Below are 15,824 nucleotides of genomic sequence, written 5' to 3'. Positions count from 1 at the left end.
CCGGGGCGCCGGGGTCGGGCGGCGCGCCCGGGCCCCGGCAGGACCGGGCGGGCACGGCGGCGCAGGAGCCCGGACGGGCGGCGGACGGACGGGCGGCGGACGGACGGGCGGCGGACCTGCGGGTCGGCGGGCCGATGGTGCCTCCCGCCGACCCCGCCCGCACCCCCGCGGAGCCCGTCCCGGACCTCGGCGCGCACCTGCCGCTCGGCATGGGAATGATCGAGAACCTGCCGGACTTCGTGCCGCTCCTCGCCGGACTGCGCGACGGGCTCGCCCGCCGCGACGCGTCCCTCGCGGCGAGCCTGCTGCCGCGCCGTCAACTGGACGACCCCGACGACAACGTGCAGCGGCTGCTGCGCGTCCTCGACCGGGACGGCTCCGAGGGGCTCCTGTCCAGCGCCATGGACGGCGGCGTCACCGTGGAGCTGTTCGACGGCCGCAGGACGCCGTACTGGGCGGTCTTCCGGGTCCACCGGGCGGGCCCCGGGAAGTTCGCCGGGATGGCGACCGACAAGCGGGACATGGAGTACATCACGTCGGCCACCGCCCAGTGGAGCACCTCCCGGGAGGAGGGCGGCTCGCTCGGCGTGGAGGGCGTCCTCGCGGCCTCCGTCAAGCCGGACGGCGGCGCCGGGACGCTGAAGAGCACGGGCGGTGTCGCGGGCCTGGGCGCGGCCGCGTCCGACTCGCGGCGCACGGGCTCGGCCTCCCGCGCCCAGGTGGGCATGAAGCTGGTCGCCGACTCCGCGACGGGTCCGGCGCGGATGCGCGTGCCGATCGACGCCTCGCTGGAGCTGTACTCCGCCGAGGGCCGGGTGGCCGTCGCCCGGACGGGCCGCAGGGAACTGGTCCACCGCGTGCCCAAGGACGACCTGACGGCGCTCGCCCGGTTGGGTCCCGTCACCCCGAAGCCGGTCGCCGAGGAGCCCCCGGGCGCCGCGGACGCGGCCCCGGAGCGGCTGGAGGCCTGGCGCGACGGCGGCGTACGGCTGCCGCTGGAGGCCCAGGTCAACGGGTTCCAGGGGGCGCCCCGGGTGAGGCAGCTGATCGACGCCGCGGTGAAGGAGGCCGGCGGCGGCCACCGTTACCGCGACAAGGGGCAGGCCGCCGCGTACACCCTGCAGGAGGCGGTCTCCACCGAGTGGCTGATCTCGGCGCTGCCGCTGCTGACCCACGCCGGGGCGGAACTGCCGCCGGTGCACGCCGGCGGGGCCCAGGGCCAGGACCTGCGGGCGTCGGTCCACGCCCGGCTGCGCGCCGGGAAGGTGCTCGGCACGGGTGCCACGATGTCGTTCGAGGCGGTGGCGCCGAGCGGTCCGGAGGGCCCCCGGCCCACGCAGGAGGACGGCCAGTCCTCGGCGGGACGGGGGCGGACGGGACGCGGACTGTTCGGCGCGGGCGTGCTCAACGCCACCGAGTTCCGTCTCAACCAGGCCCTGGCCAACGCGGACGGTGCGGGCGGCGGGGGCGGCGCGATGGCGGGCGGCTCCGGCTCGATGCCGGTGCACAAGCCCAAGCAGCGGTCGGTCCTCGTCCAGTTCACCGCGGACGTGCGGGTGGTGGCGCGCGTCACCGGCCGCGGCTCGCGCGTGACCTCGACGGCCGTGCGGGAGCTGACCCTGCCCACTCCGGTGGTGGTCCGCATGCCCGAACCGGTCGTGCGCCGCCTGCTCGCCGAGACGGCGGACGCCACCCTGCTGCTCGCCGAGACGGCGGACACCCCCCGGCCGCAGGCCGGGCAGGACCGTCCGGCCGCACCCGCCGGCCGGCCCTGACGCACGCCGGGGCGGCCGGCCCGTCCCCGGGGGCCCACCCGTCCCCCGGCCGGCCCGCTCCGGAGAGGGCCGGCCGGCGGTGGGCGGGGTTCAGCTCCAGCACGTCCGGCGGGCTTCCTGGGACCGGTACCGGCCCGCCTCGCGGTCCTGTCGCAGCGCGGCCGACAGCTCCGTCCGCCGGCGTATGCGCAGCTTCCGGTACGTGTTGGTCAGGTGGGTCTCCACGGTGCGGCGGGCGAGGTGCAGCAGGCCGGCGATCTCGGTGTTCGTCCGGCCGGCGGCGGCGAGTTCGGCGATGCGGCGTTCACTGCCGGTCAGCGCGCCGGAGCCGGTGCGGTCCGTCACCGGCCCCCGGGCACCGCCCTCGCGCAGGGCCTGCCCGGCGAGCGCGAGCAGACGCCGGGCGCCCCCGCGTTCGGCCAGGTCGGCCGCCTCGCGCAGGCACCCGCGGGCCCGGCCGCGTTCGCCGGCCGCGATGAGCTGGCGGCCCTGGGCGAGCAGCGCCCGGGCCAGCTCCAGGTCGGTGCCGGACGAGTCCCGCAGGATCCGTACGGACTCCTCCGCCAGCTCCAGGCCGCGCCGCCCGCCGGTCGCGGTGCCCAGCACGCGCAGGGCGCGGCCCACCGTGCGCGGGGTGTTCCACACCCGGGCCAGCCGCAGTTCCTCCGTCGCCAGGTCCAGCGCCTCCTGACCGCCGCCCAGCGCCAGCCGGCACTCCGCGACCGCCGTCCGCCACGGGGTGACGACCGGGCTGACCACGTCGCGGGCCGACTGGCGGCGTCCGCACTCCAGGAAGTCGTGGAGCGCGCCCGCCGGATCGCCGGTGGCCGCCCGCAGCACGCCCCGCGCGTAGAGGAAGCGGTTCAGCTCCCAGTTGTCCGGTACCCCCCGCAGGTCGAACCGGTCGGCGAACCGCTGTGCCTCCTCGATGCGGCCGGTGCGGACGAGTGCCATCAGGAGGTGCGCGGCCCGGTTGGAGGGGCCGGTGCGGGGACGGGCCGTGCCCCACGCCGGGTCGGTGTCCGGGTCGTCGGCGAGCAGGCGGGCGTGGTCGCCGCGGGCCGCGGCGATGTCGTACCGGGTGTTCAGAAGCGCGTGCCGCATCGGGTGGAGCAGCACCGGGTGCTGTCCGGCCAGCCCCCGCTCCACGAGCCGGTCCGCCTCGTCGAGTTCGTCGGCCCACTGGGCGACCGCGGCGGCCGTGCCCACCAGGAACGGCTCGGCGAGCGGATCGGTGGGCTGCGCGAGCAGCGCCCGTACCCTCCTCATCGCCTCCCGGGCCGAGACCAGCCCGGCCGTGGACGCGTACCGCACGAGCAGGGCCTGTCCGGCGGTGCCCAACAGCTCCGGGGAGTGATCGCCGGTCTCGCGCAGCCACCGGTACACCTCCCGCCGGGTCGCCAGGTCCTCGTCGGACAGCAGCGCGCCGGCGGTCTGCACGACGCGGGCCAGGTCCGGGTGGTCGGACAGCCGGGCCTCCGTGCGGCGCAGCACCTCCATGGCCGTGCGGATCTCGCCGCGGCCGGCCAGGGCGGTGCCGAGGGCGACGGCCGTGGACACCCGGCCGCGGGGCTCGGTCGGCAGGTGCTGGGCCTCGGCGAGGCGCGCGATGGCCGCCGGGACGTCGGCCGACGCGTACTCCAGGGAGCCCAGTTCGGTCAGCAGCCGCTGCCGCAGACCGTCGTCCACCGGCTCGTCCAGCGCCCGGCGCAGGTAGCCGACGGCGTCGCCGGGCCGGGCGTCGTGCACGGCGACGGTGACCGCGTCCCGCAGGACGCGCAGCGCCCAGGGCAGGCCGACGGCCGGTGTCCGCAGCAGGTGCCGGGCGACCGCCTCGACCCGGTCGCCCCGGCGCAGCATCGCCTCCGCGGCCGCCCGGTGCGCCGCCTCCCGGCGGAGCCGGGGCCAGCCGGTCAGCACGGCGTCGCGCAGCAGCGGGTGCGCGTAGCGGGGGCGGCCGGCGGCGTCGGGGCGCAGCAGACCGAGCCGGGTCATGGCGGCGAGCCAGCCGGCGACCCGCGCGGGGTCGGCGCCGGCCGCCTCGGCGAGGAGGTCGGCCGGGTCCCCGCCGTCCGCCCCGGCGAGGCGGTCCCGGGGAGGGCGCGGGGAGCGCTCCGGCGACTGCGCCGGGGCGGCCTCCGGGTCCTCGGGCCACGCCTGTTCCAGTGCCGCCAGGCACCGCGCCACGTCGGCCGTCGCGGGCCCGGCGCTGTTCAGCCACCAGGAGACGGCCGCCGGGTAGGCCCCGGGGTACAGCGCGGCGCAGGTCCCGGGCAGCGGCGGGGGACCCTCGGGCGCGGCACCGCCGGGGCGCGGGGTGCCGCCGAGGTCCTCGAGCAGGGCGTGCAGCAGCAGCGGACTGCCGGCGCCGGCCCGGACGCACTCCGCCGTCCAGCGCGCTCCGGCCGTGGGAAAGGCGGCTCGCACCAGCCCGGCCATCGCCGCGTCGCCGAGCGGGGCGAGGGTGTGGGTGCGCACCAGGGAGGGCGACAGCGCCTGGGTGAGTCCGGCGGGCCGGGGCTCGACGTCGTACTGGCTGCGCTCGGTGACCACCAGCAGGACCGGTAACCGGTCGACGCGCCGCGCCGCCTCGACCAGCCAGCGGCGCGAGGGGGCGTCGGCGAGGTGGACGTCGTCCACGGCCACCAGCAGCGGCCCCTCGGCCGCGTACGCGCACAGCTGCCGCCAGAACCGGATCGCGCGGTCGCGGTCGTCGCCGACGGGTGCCGGCACGGCGGATTCCGGCACCGGTCCCAGGAGTTGGAGGACCGCGGCGAAGGGCACCCCGGCGTCCTCGGGCGAGCAGCGCGCGCGCAGCACCCGCAGGCCGCGGTCGGTGGCGAGCCGGGCGGCCGCCTCCAGAACGGCGGTGCGGCCCGTGCCGGTGGCACCGCGCAGCAGGACGAGTCCGCCGGTGCCGTTGCGGGCGCGCTCGGTCTCGGCGGCGAGCAACGCCAGGGCGCCGTCGCGTTCACGCAGCGGTCCGGTCATCGGTGCCTCCTGTGGTGGCTGATGCTTCTCCCGGCCTGTGAGATGGCCGAATGCGGGCGAGGGTGGTGTGAGGTGGGCCACCGCGGGGAAGGAAGTGGCGCGAACGGGCCGGTTGCTGTGGCGATGCTCACGGTGGCGCGCATGTCGCGCCACGATCCCGCCCGTCCTTGCGCGGAACCCCGCTGACCTGCTGAGACACACGCCCGGCGGCCCGGTCGCGGGTGGGTCGCCGCGTTGGTCTCGTGGTGTGCCTCGTGGAACTCCACGATTGCGCGGTCACAGCCGTCCCAGAAGTGTGGAACACGCTCTTCCGCCGTAGGCCTGTGCTCGACGGCGAGTTCGTGAACAGGGGGGAAACGGTTGCTCCACTCATCCCGAGCCACCACCGCACCGACCGTCGAGACGGCAGGGGCCGTCGGAACGGCCGGCAGCCCCGGCACCGCCGGTGCCTTCGACCGCCGCGTCCCGGTGGCGGTGACCGCCCCGGACCCCATCAGCCGCGAGGGCGCGGTCAGCCAGTTGCGCAGGCACCCGGAGATCGACCTGCGCGAGGAGTCCGGCCCCGGCACGGTGGCCCTGCTCATCGAGGACGTGCTGGACGAGGCCGCGCTCACCCGGCTGCGCCGGATCGTGCGCAGCGAGGGCGCGCGCGCCGTGCTCGTGGTCGGCGCGATCCGCGAGAACGAACTGCTGGACGTCGTCGAGTGCGGCGTCGGAGCCATCGTCTGGCGCCACGAGGCCACCGACCACCGGCTGGTGCAGGCGGTGCTGGCCGCCTCGCGCGGCGACGGCGACCTGCCCGCGGACCTGCTCGGCCGGCTGATCAGCCAGGTGGGCACCCTGCACCGGGGTGCGGCGGGTCGCCCCGGCGCCCCGGCGCTGGGACTCGCACCCCGTGAGGTGGACGTCCTGCGACTGGTCGCCGAGGGCTTCGACACCGGAGAGATCGCCGGCAAGTTGTCCTACTCCGAACGCACCGTCAAGAACGTCATGCACGGCCTCACCACGCGACTTCATCTGCGCAACCGCGCACACGCCGTGGCTTACGCCCTGAGGGAAGGCTACATCTGACCGAACGGGCAATCGAAGGCGGCGCTCCGGGGCCGCACGGGCAAGGCCGCCTGCCCGGCCGTCGTCCCCGGCGCGCCTGCGGGGGGAACGGCCCCCGGGGGACGATCGACGACGGCGGACGGAACGGCAGTACGGGCAGAGCGGGAGCGCGAGCGTGATCCACGAGGTGGACGAGATCCTCAAGAGCCTCCTCGGCGGCGGGGCGTTGACGGGCTCGGGCATCGACGTGTCCTTCGAGGCACCCACCCGTGACTGGGCGGCCCGGCGCAACGCCCCCGTGGTCAACGCGTACCTGTACGACATCCGGGAGGACGTGTCCCGGCGACAGCGCGGCCACATGCCGGTGCACGACGAGCGGGACATCGTGGTGCGCCGCCGCCAACCGCCGCGCTGGTTCCGGCTGTCGTACCTGGTCACGGCCTGGACGAAGACCCCGCAGGACGAACACCGCCTGCTCTCCGCCGTCCTGGCGACCCTGCTGCCGCGCGAGATCCTGCCGCCCTCCGAACTCCCGGGCTCCCTGCGGGCCCTGGGCCTGTCGGTACCGCTGACGGTGGCCGGCATCCAGACGGAGTCCCGGTCCCTCGCCGAGATCTGGTCCGCGCTCGGCGGCGAACTGAAGCCGTCCCTGGACCTGGTGGTGACCGCGCCCTTCCCCGCCTTCCCGGAGTACGACGCCGGTCCCCCGGTCACCGAGGGCGCGACGGTCCGGGTGGGCGGCCTGGACGGCGACCCGGCCCAGTCCACCGGACGCTCCCACCGGCCCCACCAGGTGGCGGCCGCCGGTGCCGCCCGCGCCGCCCGCCGCACCGCGACGGACCGCCGCCCGGATCCGCGGTGACCGCCCCGCACGCCGCCCCGCACGCCGGCCCGGACGGGGACGCCCCCGACCTCGGGGCGTGGGAAGCGCACGGCGACGGCCCCGCCCACGCGCTGCTCGCCCACCTCGCCGGCCTGCGGGACCGGGTGGCCGCGCTGGCCGAGGGCCGCGCCGCCGGCGACCCGACGGCCGACGACCCGCTGCGCGGCCTGTACCTGTCCGACGAGGCCGTACGCCACCTGCTGCGCACCTGGCCGGCCGACGGCCCCGAGGCCGACGGCGCCGCCCCGCCGCACCCGCCCGCCGACGGCCCGGCCGGACCGGACGACCGGCTGGTGCGGCTGGCCCGCCGGGCGGGGCTGACCGAGTGGGACACGGCCGTCCTGCTCATCGCCCTCGCCCCCGACGTCGACCGCACCTTCGAGCCGCTCTACGGCTACCTCAACGACGACGTGAGCCGCCGGCGCGCCACCGTGGGCCTCGCCCTCGACCTGTGCGGGGTGCCCGCGCACACGCCGGCGGCCCGCGCCCGCCTGCACGCCTCGGCGCCGCTGCGCGCCCTCGGTCTGCTGGAGGTCGAGGAGCCCGAACGTCCCTTCCTCTCCCGCTCGCTGCGCGTCCCCGACCGGCTGACCGGCCACCTCCTCGGCGACGACACCCCGGACGCCGCGCTCCTCGGCCGGCTGCACCCGATGCCGTCACCGCTGCCCGCCGGCCCCGACACCGAGGACTTCGCCCACCGGCTGGCCGACCGCCTGCGCGACGGCCCGCTCACCGTCTACCTGCGCGAGCAGCGCGAGGGGGACGGTCTGGCCGCTCTCGCCGCCGCCCTGCACGCCGCGGGACTCGACGCCCTGCGCTGCTCCGACCCCGAGGACCACGTCCCCGAGCTGCTGCGCGAGGCCCGCCTCGGCGGCCGGGCCGTCGTGGTGTCGGGCCTGCCCGAGCGACCGGGCCCGCTGCTGCGGGCGCTGACCGCCGCGACGGACGTGACCGTCCTGCTGGCGGACCCCCGCCCGTACGACCCGCACTGGTCCCCCGACGACCCCCTGGTCCTCGACGCGCCGGGCCGCCCGGCCGGCGGCGCGAGCGCCTGGCGGGCCGCGCTCGGCACGGACGCCGACGGCTTCGACCTGGCCGCCACCGTCGCCCCGTACCGCCTCGGCGGCGACCGCGTCCAGCGGGCCGCGCGCACCGCCCGCGCCCTCGCCGCCTTCGACGGCGGGCCGGTCACCGCGGACCACGTCCGGCGCGCCGCCCGCCGCCAGTCGGCCTCCGGCCTGGAACGCCACGCCCGCCGGATCCGGCCCGCCGTGGACTGGCGGGACCTGGTCCTGCCCGAAGGGCCCCTCGCCCAGCTGCGCGAACTGGCCCTGCGCGCCCGGCACCGCGACCGCGTCCTCGGCGACTGGCGGCTCAGCGCGGGCGGCGGGCGCGGCCGGGGCGTCCTCGGGCTGTTCGCGGGCGAGTCCGGCACCGGCAAGACCCTGTCGGCGGAGGTGGTCGCGGCCGACCTGGGCCTCGACCTCTACGTGGTCCAGCTGTCGTCGATCGTGGACAAGTACGTCGGCGAGACGGAGAAGAACCTCGAACGGATCTTCACGGAGGCCGACCGCACCGACGCCGTGCTGCTCTTCGACGAGGCCGACGCCGTGTTCGGCAAGCGCTCCGAGGTCAAGGACTCGCACGACCGGTACGCCAACATGGAGAGCGCCTACCTGCTCCAGCGGCTGGAGTCCTTCGACGGCATCGCCCTGCTCACCACCAACCTGCGGGCCAACATCGACGAGGCGTTCACGCGGCGCCTGGACCTGGTGGTCGACTTCCCGTTCCCGGACGCCGGCCAGCGGCTGGCGCTGTGGCGGCACGGCCTCACGCACGTCCCGTCCGCCGACGGCATCGACCCGGCCCCGCTGGCCCGCGACTTCGAGCTGGCCGGCGGGTCGATCCGCAGCGCGGTGGTCACCGCCGCCTACCTCGCCGCCGGGCGGGGGGACCCGGTGACGGCGGACGACCTCCTGGAGGGCGCCCGCCGCGAGTACCGCAAGGCCGGGCGGCTGGTGCCGGGCGAAGCGGTCTGGTAGCGGCGGGCCCCGCCGCCCGGCCCGGCCCCGGGCGGCGGGGCCGGGCGGCGGGGCTCAGGCCTCGTCCGCCGGGAGGATCTCCCACTCCGCGTCGTCGGAGCTGGCGCACTCGAAGATCACCAGCCGGGCGCCGACGACGCCGACGCTCGAACCGGCGACGTCCAGGCACGCGTTGTCGCTGGCGAAGTTGCGGATCCAGTAGGCCCCGCTCTTCTGCTTGTCGACCCACCACAGCTGGTTGTCGCCGGTCGTGCCGTCACAGGTGAACTCGGTGACCGGCGTCGTGAAGGGCTTCGCCCCGTAGTCGGGGAGGTCCATGCAGAGCTGGTCCTTGACGTTCCGGATCTGGAAGAGCGCCGCTCCGCCGGGGCCGTCCTCCGGGTACCTCACCTCCAGGTCCCAGACCTGGTTGTCGGCGTCGGTGCCGTCGCAGTGGGACTGCTGGACGGGGCCGTCGATCTTCCCCTTGTCGTACTCCGGGAGTTCGGCGCAGAACGTGGTGGTGGTGTTGCGCAGCAGGACCCTGTTGGCGGGCACCACGGCGGGCTCCTCGGCGGGCTTCTCGGGCGGCGGCGCACCACCGCCGTCACCCTTGTCGCCGCCACCGTCGCCGTCGCCTTCGCTGTCGCTGTCGCCGGTGTCCTTCGGTTCCTCGGCGGTCTCCTGCGGCCCGGGGGCCAGGGGAGGAGCCGACGCGCCCGCAGGGGGCAACGCCTTCGCTCCGGCGCCGGCGTCGGGGCTGGGCGCGAGCGCGCTGCCCGCCTGCTCGAGCCGTTCGGTGGCGCTGGTGCGGACCTGGGGCTTGTACGCGATCCAGATCATCACGAACGCGATGGTCAGGGCGAGACCGATGCTGAGGAAGGTCGCCAGCCAGCGGGGCAGGAACCCTCGCTGGACGTACGTCCCCTCGACCTTCGTGGGCTCGGCCCCGGACCGGCGCACCGACAGGGTGTAGGGGCGTTCCTCCTTCGACCCGAACCAGATGACCTGGCGCGGCTTCAGCGTCGTCTCGACGAACGCCGCCCGCCCCGGCTCGATCTGCACGTTCCCCGGCCGGATCTCGTACGAGAGGTGGTCCCCGTTGTCGCTGCCGACCACCGAGGCGGTCACCTTCGTGTTGCCGAAGTTGTCCACCGCCAGCTTCGGCCGCCCCCGGAACCGTCCCTTCACCGTCGGCGGCACCAGCTCGGCGCGCACCTCCGTGAACGGCGTGATCGTCAGGTTCCCCTCCGGAACCGTCACCGCCTCCGGATGCTCGGTCGGCGTGATCCGCACCGCGTAGGGGTTCGGCCCCGCGGTGGCGTCGGGGGTCCGGGGTGGCGCGAACGTCAGCTCGACGGTCCCCGTCGTCCCCGGATACAGCCGCAGCGTGGGCGGCTCCACCGTCGTCCAGGGCGCCACGTCTCCGACGGGCTCGAACCGGTACTCGTCCACCACGTCACCGGTGTTGCGCACCCGCAGGCGCACACGCGTGCTGCTGCCGGGATCGACGGTGGCGGACGCGGGCTCCAGGGAGGTCCAAAGGCTCACGCCTCGACGCTACGCGCCCGCCGACGGACCGTCAGGAGCGCCGGGGGCACCGTCCGTGACCGCGAGGGCCGACCGTCGTGCCCTCCCGGACCACCGTCACTTCTTCTGCCACCCGCCCGGCGGCAGCCTCAGGCCGCCCGGCACCTTGAGCTCGAAGGGGCCTCCGATGACGGTGTCCAGCGCGGCGGCGGGGTCGTTGCCCGCGTTGAACACCGAGGCCGCCAGCAGCTGCTTCAGCTCGGTGCCCGAGCCGCGGAACGCCCGCACGCCCTTCAGCGCCTCGCGCGCCCCGTCCGCGTCCATGTTCTTGTTCATCCGCTCCAGCAGGTCCGGGGAGACCCAGCACTCGGGGATGCTGTCCAGGTCCCACTCGGCGTACCAGTGGGTGTTGTTGAGCCAGGGTCGCGGCGGCACCCTGCCCTCCACGGCCACCAGGTAGAACGTGAACTTGATGTTCCCCAGCGAGCGCCAGTCCGCGACGTTCGTGTTCGCTCCCGCCCGTCCGGCGGCCGCGTTGTCGTACGTCGACACGATCTCCCGGAAGGACGGCTCCGTGTTCGGGTCCGTGCCCGTGTAGTGGCGGATCGTCCACTTCTTGCCGAGCAGCTCCTGGGACCTGCTCTTGAGGACCGGGGAGATCCGGTGGTTCTTCACGTCCTTGATGTGGGAGAGCATGTCGAAGTCCTGCTGTCCCTCGCCCGCCGGGAACTGCTGCCGGGTCATGTACTGCATCAGTTCCCAGGCGTCGTCCTGGGAGTGCCCCGCCTTCTCCAGCGCGGCCATCATCTCGCTCGGGGTCTTGGCGTTGCGCAGCGCCTCGTCACCGGCCCGCTGGACGGGAGCGTCCGTCCCGCCCGTACTGCGCTGCACGGCCTCCCCCGGCTCGCCGGCCCGTCCCGTGACCGCGCTCCGCGCGACGACGGACGGGGCGACGCTCGCGCCCGCCGCGAAGGCGGCGCCGTCGGCCTCCGCGGCGCGCTCGGAGCCCTGCCCGGGGTCGGTCACGGTGACGCCCGCGCCGTTGTCGTTGCCCGTCTCGCGCACGCCTCGGAGGTTCTTGTCGAGGTGGCTGGCCTCGTGCGCGAGGATCCTCGCGTCGTTGACGGCCGACGGGCCGAGGAAGATGTCCTTGCCCACCGTCATGGCCTGGGCGCCGAGTGCCGCGGTCGCCCGCTGGGCCGTCGGGTTGTCGTGCACGCGGCCCTCGGAGAGCCGGTCGTTGCGGTAGAACGACTTCGCCCGGGCGAGGAACGACCCCGGGAGCGGGCTGCTCGGCGTCGCCATGGCGGCTTCGAGGAGGCTGCGCTGGGCCGTCGGCGTGGTGTCGGCGGCCCCGCCGTGCCCGCACCCCGGGCCGTGCTCGTGCCGCTCCGCCTCCACCGCCCGGGCCACGGCGGCGTTCCCCGCCGCCTGCTGGAGGTTCAGCATCCGCTGGACCGGCGCGCCGGGTGGGACCACGGGCCGGGCCGCGTCCCGCTCGTCGGACGTTCGGCTCCGCGTTCCGTGCGCGCGCACGATGCTCCCTTCGACCCCGGACGGTTGACCCCCCAGCCTTACCGGAGCGCCCCCCTGTGCGGCAGGTCCGCGGGGGCAGCGCCGGGGGCAGAACGGGCGGACCGGGGTACCGGCGCGGCGTCGTTGTTCCCCTTGCCGGCGCCGGTGCGCCGTCCGCCGCGCACCCCGTCTGCCCCAACGGGCACGGCACGGGGCACGGTCGGTGCCCCCACACCGGCCCCCGGGGCCGTTCCGGCGGGTGTGACGCGCGCGCGAGGGTGAGGGGCGTCCTGTCTCGTACCCCGAGGAGAGCAGAGCATGCCGTCCTACCTGTCACCCGGCGTCTACGTCGAGGAGGTGGCCAGCGGCTCGCGCCCGATCGAGGGGGTGGGCACCTCGGTGGCGGCCTTCGTGGGGCTCGCGCCGACCGGCCCGCTGAACGAGCCCACGCTGGTCACCAACTGGTCCCAGTACGTCGCGGCGTTCGGTGACTTCACCGACGGGTACTACCTCGCGCACTCCGTCTACGGGTTCTTCAACAACGGCGGCAGCGCCGCGTACGTCGTCCGCGTCGGCGGCTCCGCCGAGGACGCCGCCGACGAGGGGCCGGGGACGGCCGCCACCCCGGTCACGGGCGGCACCGCGCCCGCCGCGCTCCCCGCCGCCGAGCCCCGGCAGCTCGGCACGTTCGCCGTGACGGCCCTCGCCCCGGGCCGGAACGGCCCGCTGTCCGTCGAGGTCGCCGACCCCGAGGGCGAGGGTCCCGCCGAGCGCTTCAAGCTGATCGTCAAGGACGGCGACAAGCCGGTCGAGACCTTCGACGTGAGCGCCAAGAAGGGCAACCGCGCCTACGTCGTCACCCAGGTCAAGGAGCGCTCCCAGCTCATCACCGTGACGGAGGCCGCGCCGTCCGCGCAGCTGGCCCGCCCGGAGAACCAGTCCCTGACGCTGCCCGCGCCGCCCGCCGCCCCGGTGGAGCAGGCCGCCCCGGCCGCCGGGAACGAGGTCGCGCACCCCGGCCCGGCGCAGTACCTGGGCGACTCCGCGGACCGCACCGGCTTCGGCGGCCTGGAGGCCGTCGACGAGATCTCCATGGTCGCCGTGCCCGACCTGATGGCCGCCTACCAGCGCGGCGCCATCGACCTGGAGGCCGTCAAGGCCGTCCAGCTCGGCCTCATCGCCCACTGCGAGCTGATGGGCGACCGCGTCGCGGTCATCGACCCGCCGCCCGGCCTGAACGCTCGTCAGATCCGCGTCTGGCGCCAGGAGACGGCCGGTTACGACTCCAAGTACGCGGCCCTGTACTACCCCTGGATCAAGACCTTCGACCCGGCCTCCGGCCAGTCCCGGCTGGTCCCGCCGAGCGGTCACGTGGCCGGCATCTGGGCCCGCAACGACTCCGAGCGCGGCGTCCACAAGGCCCCCGCCAACGAGGTCGTCCGCGGCGCCGTCGACCTCGAGCTCCAGATCACCCGCGGCGAGCAGGACCTGCTCAACCCGATCGGCGTCAACTGCATCCGCGCCTTCCCGGGCCGCGGCATCCGCGTCTGGGGCGCCCGCACCCTCTCCTCCGACCCGGCGTGGCGCTACCTGAACATCCGCCGGTACTTCAACTACCTGGAGGAGTCGATCCTGATCGGCACCCAGTGGGTGGTGTTCGAGCCGAACGACCACAACCTCTGGGCCCGCATCCGCCGCAACGTCTCCGCGTTCCTCGTCAACGAGTGGCGCAACGGCGCCCTGTTCGGCCAGAGCCCCGAGCAGGCGTACTACGTCAAGTGCGACGAGGAGACCAACCCGCCGGAGTCGGTCGACCTCGGCCGGGTCATCTGCGAGATCGGCATCGCGCCGGTCAAGCCCGCCGAGTTCGTGATCTTCCGGCTGGCCCAGTTCTCCAGCGGCAGCGGGGAGCTGGAGGAGTAGGCGCACCCGCCCCTCCCCCGTAGTCCCCCTCCCATCCCCAGAAGGACAGCGAACACATGAGTCTCCAGCCGGGTGACGCCCTCACTTCACACAACTTCGGTCTCCAGATCGACGGTGTGATGGTCGAGTACCTCGCCGAGGTCAGCGGCCTCACCCTCGAGCAGGACGTCATCGCCTACCAGCAGAACAGCGCGCAGGGCCGGGCCGAGGTGGCGCTGCTGCCGGGCGTGCAGAAGAACGGCCAGTGCACCGTCGTGCGCGGCATGACGCAGTCGGCGTCGTTCACCCAGTGGATCAACGACTCGATCCGCGGCCAGATGAGCACGGCCCGCAAGAACGCCTCCATCATCATGATGGACTACCAGGACAACCCGGTGAAGCGGTACAACCTGCGCAACGCCTGGTGCAGCAAGATCGACACGAGCACGGTGAAGGCGGGCGAGGCCGCGGCCCTGACCGAGACCGTCACCATCGTGTTCGAAGAACTGGTCATCGAGTAATGCGGCGTACGGCTGCCAAGGCGCCCGCCGCGGCACCCCAGACCGCGGCGGCGGGAGCCGACCTCCCCCGTTCGGCTCCCGCCGCCGCACCGGCCGAGGCTCCCGCCGATCCGGGACCCCGCCGGGAACTGGTCACCGAGTTCCCCTTCGAGCTGCCGCGCGGCTACGTCGACGAGTCGGGCACGGTGCACCGGGACGGTGTGATGCGCCTGTCGACGGCCCGGGACGAACTGGTCCCGCTGCGCGACGTGCGCGTGCAGGAGAACCCGGCGTACCTGTCGGTGGTGCTGCTGGGCCGGGTCATCACCCGGCTCGGCACGCTGCCGATGGTGCACGACGGGATCGTGGAGAACATGTTCGCCTCCGACCTGGCGTTCCTCCAGGACTTCTACCGCCAGATCAACGCGGAGGGGCACACCCGCGCGGCCGTGCAGTGCCCGCACTGCTCGGAGCCCTTCGAGGTGGAACTCGGCGGGAGCCGCCTGGGGGAATCGTGACGTACGCGACCGACCGGCTGCACGAGGAGATCGCGTACGTCGCCTACCACTTCCACTGGGGCCTGGAGGCGATTCTGGATCTGGAGCACCAGGACCGACGCCGGTACACGGAGCAGATCGCGTCCCTCGTGACGCGCGGCGCGGCGGAGGGCTGAGCAGGTGGGATTCCTGGACCGGCTGCGGGGACGGCGGGGCGGTACCGGCGCGGGCGACGGCGGGCCGGACTCCGCCGGGAGCCCGGCCCCGGAAGGGGGCGTGCCGGGTCCGGCGGGCACACCGGCCACGGCCGGCGGGTCCGTGCCGCCCGTGGCCGCCGCGTGGACGGCCCTGCCGGTGATGCGGCGGGCGACGGGCGACGGACGTCCCGGCGTCGCGGACGCCGGGTTCGGCGGACGGCTGCCGACCTGGCAGAACCCGTCGTTCAGCAGGGCGCCGTCCCCCGCGGTCCTCGACCCGGCGGCCGGGCACGGCCTGCTCTCCGGCGCGTTCACCGAGCCGGCGCGGCCGGGCACGGGGGCCGGACACCCCCCGCGGGACCTGCCGTCGGCCGCGCCGGCCGGCCCGGCCGGTCCTCCCGCCGTGCAGCGGATGCCGGTGGCACCGCTGCGGGCGATACCGGGGGCGCCCGTGTCGGGGGCGCCTGTGTCGGGGTCGCCCGTGCCGGGGGCGTCGGGGTCGCCCGCAGCGCTCGCGGCACGTCCGCATGCTCCGTCCGCGACCGCGTCCCGAGCGTCGGTTCAGCCGGTCTCGCCGGTCCCGTCGGCCTCACCTGTCCCGCCGGTCCAGCGGACGCGCTCCGCGGCACCGGTGGGTCCACCGGCCCGGGGCGCGCAGGGCATCCGCGTGGCACCCGTGCCGCCCGCCGCGCCCGGTACGCGGAACTCCCTCACCCGGGCATCGTCGGTTCCGGCGGCCGTGCAGCGCCGGGCCCTGCCCGCGACCCGCCGGACGTCCGACGCCGTGCCGGGTTCCTCGGGCACGGCGTCGTCGTCGCCGGACGGTGACCGAGGAGGCTCCGGCCTGCCGCCCGCCCCCGGCGGTGACGCAGCGGCCGGGGCGCCCGTCCAGCGCGCGGCCCGCCCGCCCCAGACCGTGCCCGCACCGCGTCCGGCCACCACGGGGACCGGGGCGGGAACCGC

10 protein-coding genes and 2 pseudogenes are annotated in these 15,824 nt (G+C 75.7%); 8 read left to right on the top strand and 4 right to left on the bottom strand.

Annotated elements, in window-relative coordinates:
• Positions 1–1,775 (top strand): annotated as a pseudogene (locus JHAT_RS34855) (hypothetical protein); the annotation flags it as partial.
• Positions 1,776–1,865: 90 nt separating this feature from the next.
• On the opposite strand, the gene JHAT_RS32240 reads toward JHAT_RS34855, so the two are convergent.
• Entirely contained in the window at positions 1,866–4,766 is a 2,901-nt protein-coding gene (locus JHAT_RS32240; RefSeq protein WP_077801829.1) for an AAA family ATPase, read from the bottom strand.
• Between the two features lie 360 nt (positions 4,767–5,126).
• On the opposite strand from JHAT_RS32240, the gene JHAT_RS32230 reads away from it, so the two are divergent.
• The 3 genes from JHAT_RS32230 (at position 5,127) to JHAT_RS32220 (ending at position 8,741) form a co-directional block, all read left to right on the top strand.
• Positions 5,127–5,837: a response regulator transcription factor gene (locus tag JHAT_RS32230; RefSeq protein WP_077801828.1), complete on the top strand. Its 711-nt coding sequence runs from the start codon at positions 5,127–5,129 to the stop codon at positions 5,835–5,837.
• Positions 5,838–5,991: 154 nt separating this feature from the next.
• Positions 5,992–6,678 (top strand): DUF4255 domain-containing protein, encoded by a 687-nt coding sequence (locus JHAT_RS32225; protein ID WP_077801827.1) that lies wholly within the window; start codon positions 5,992–5,994, stop codon positions 6,676–6,678.
• Entirely contained in the window at positions 6,675–8,741 is a 2,067-nt protein-coding gene (locus tag JHAT_RS32220; RefSeq protein WP_077801826.1) for an AAA family ATPase, read from the top strand. The genes JHAT_RS32225 and JHAT_RS32220 overlap by 4 nt, the downstream gene beginning before the upstream one ends.
• Positions 8,742–8,795: 54 nt before the next feature.
• On the opposite strand, the gene JHAT_RS32215 is transcribed toward JHAT_RS32220, so the two are convergent.
• Entirely contained in the window at positions 8,796–10,271 is a 1,476-nt protein-coding gene (locus JHAT_RS32215; RefSeq protein WP_077801825.1) for an RICIN domain-containing protein, read from the bottom strand.
• Between the two features lie 96 nt (positions 10,272–10,367).
• Positions 10,368–11,786, bottom strand: coding sequence for a DUF4157 domain-containing protein (locus JHAT_RS35640; protein ID WP_253195676.1), 1,419 nt, complete (start codon positions 11,784–11,786; stop codon positions 10,368–10,370).
• Between the two features lie 297 nt (positions 11,787–12,083).
• On the opposite strand from JHAT_RS35640, the gene JHAT_RS32205 reads away from it, so the two are divergent.
• From JHAT_RS32205 to JHAT_RS34850, 4 genes are read left to right on the top strand one after another with little or no spacing between them, the layout of a single operon-like run.
• Positions 12,084–13,688, top strand: a complete 1,605-nt coding sequence (locus JHAT_RS32205; RefSeq protein ID WP_077801824.1) for a phage tail sheath subtilisin-like domain-containing protein — start codon at positions 12,084–12,086, stop codon at positions 13,686–13,688.
• Between the two features lie 56 nt (positions 13,689–13,744).
• Positions 13,745–14,188: a phage tail protein gene (locus JHAT_RS32200; protein ID WP_077801823.1), complete on the top strand. Its 444-nt coding sequence runs from the start codon at positions 13,745–13,747 to the stop codon at positions 14,186–14,188.
• Positions 14,188–14,685 carry a hypothetical protein gene (locus tag JHAT_RS32195; RefSeq protein WP_077801822.1) on the top strand — a complete coding sequence of 166 codons (498 nt, stop codon included), beginning with the start codon at positions 14,188–14,190 and terminating at the stop codon, positions 14,683–14,685. Before JHAT_RS32200 ends, JHAT_RS32195 begins: the two co-directional genes overlap by 1 nt.
• The gene (locus JHAT_RS34850; RefSeq protein ID WP_171991164.1) at positions 14,682–14,840 is read left to right on the top strand and encodes a DUF6760 family protein; all 159 of its coding nucleotides are present in this window, start codon (positions 14,682–14,684) and stop codon (positions 14,838–14,840) included. The genes JHAT_RS32195 and JHAT_RS34850 overlap by 4 nt, the downstream gene beginning before the upstream one ends.
• A gap of 582 nt (positions 14,841–15,422) precedes the next feature.
• Here JHAT_RS34850 and JHAT_RS35035 read toward each other — a convergent pair.
• Positions 15,423–15,824: pseudogene (locus tag JHAT_RS35035) on the bottom strand (hypothetical protein); the annotation flags it as partial.

Source organism: Streptomyces sp. JHA26, from assembly GCF_002005565.1.
In the GTDB taxonomy this organism is placed as follows: Bacteria; Actinomycetota; Actinomycetes; order Streptomycetales; family Streptomycetaceae; genus Streptomyces.
This window is presented reverse-complemented; position numbering and strand designations above follow the sequence as displayed.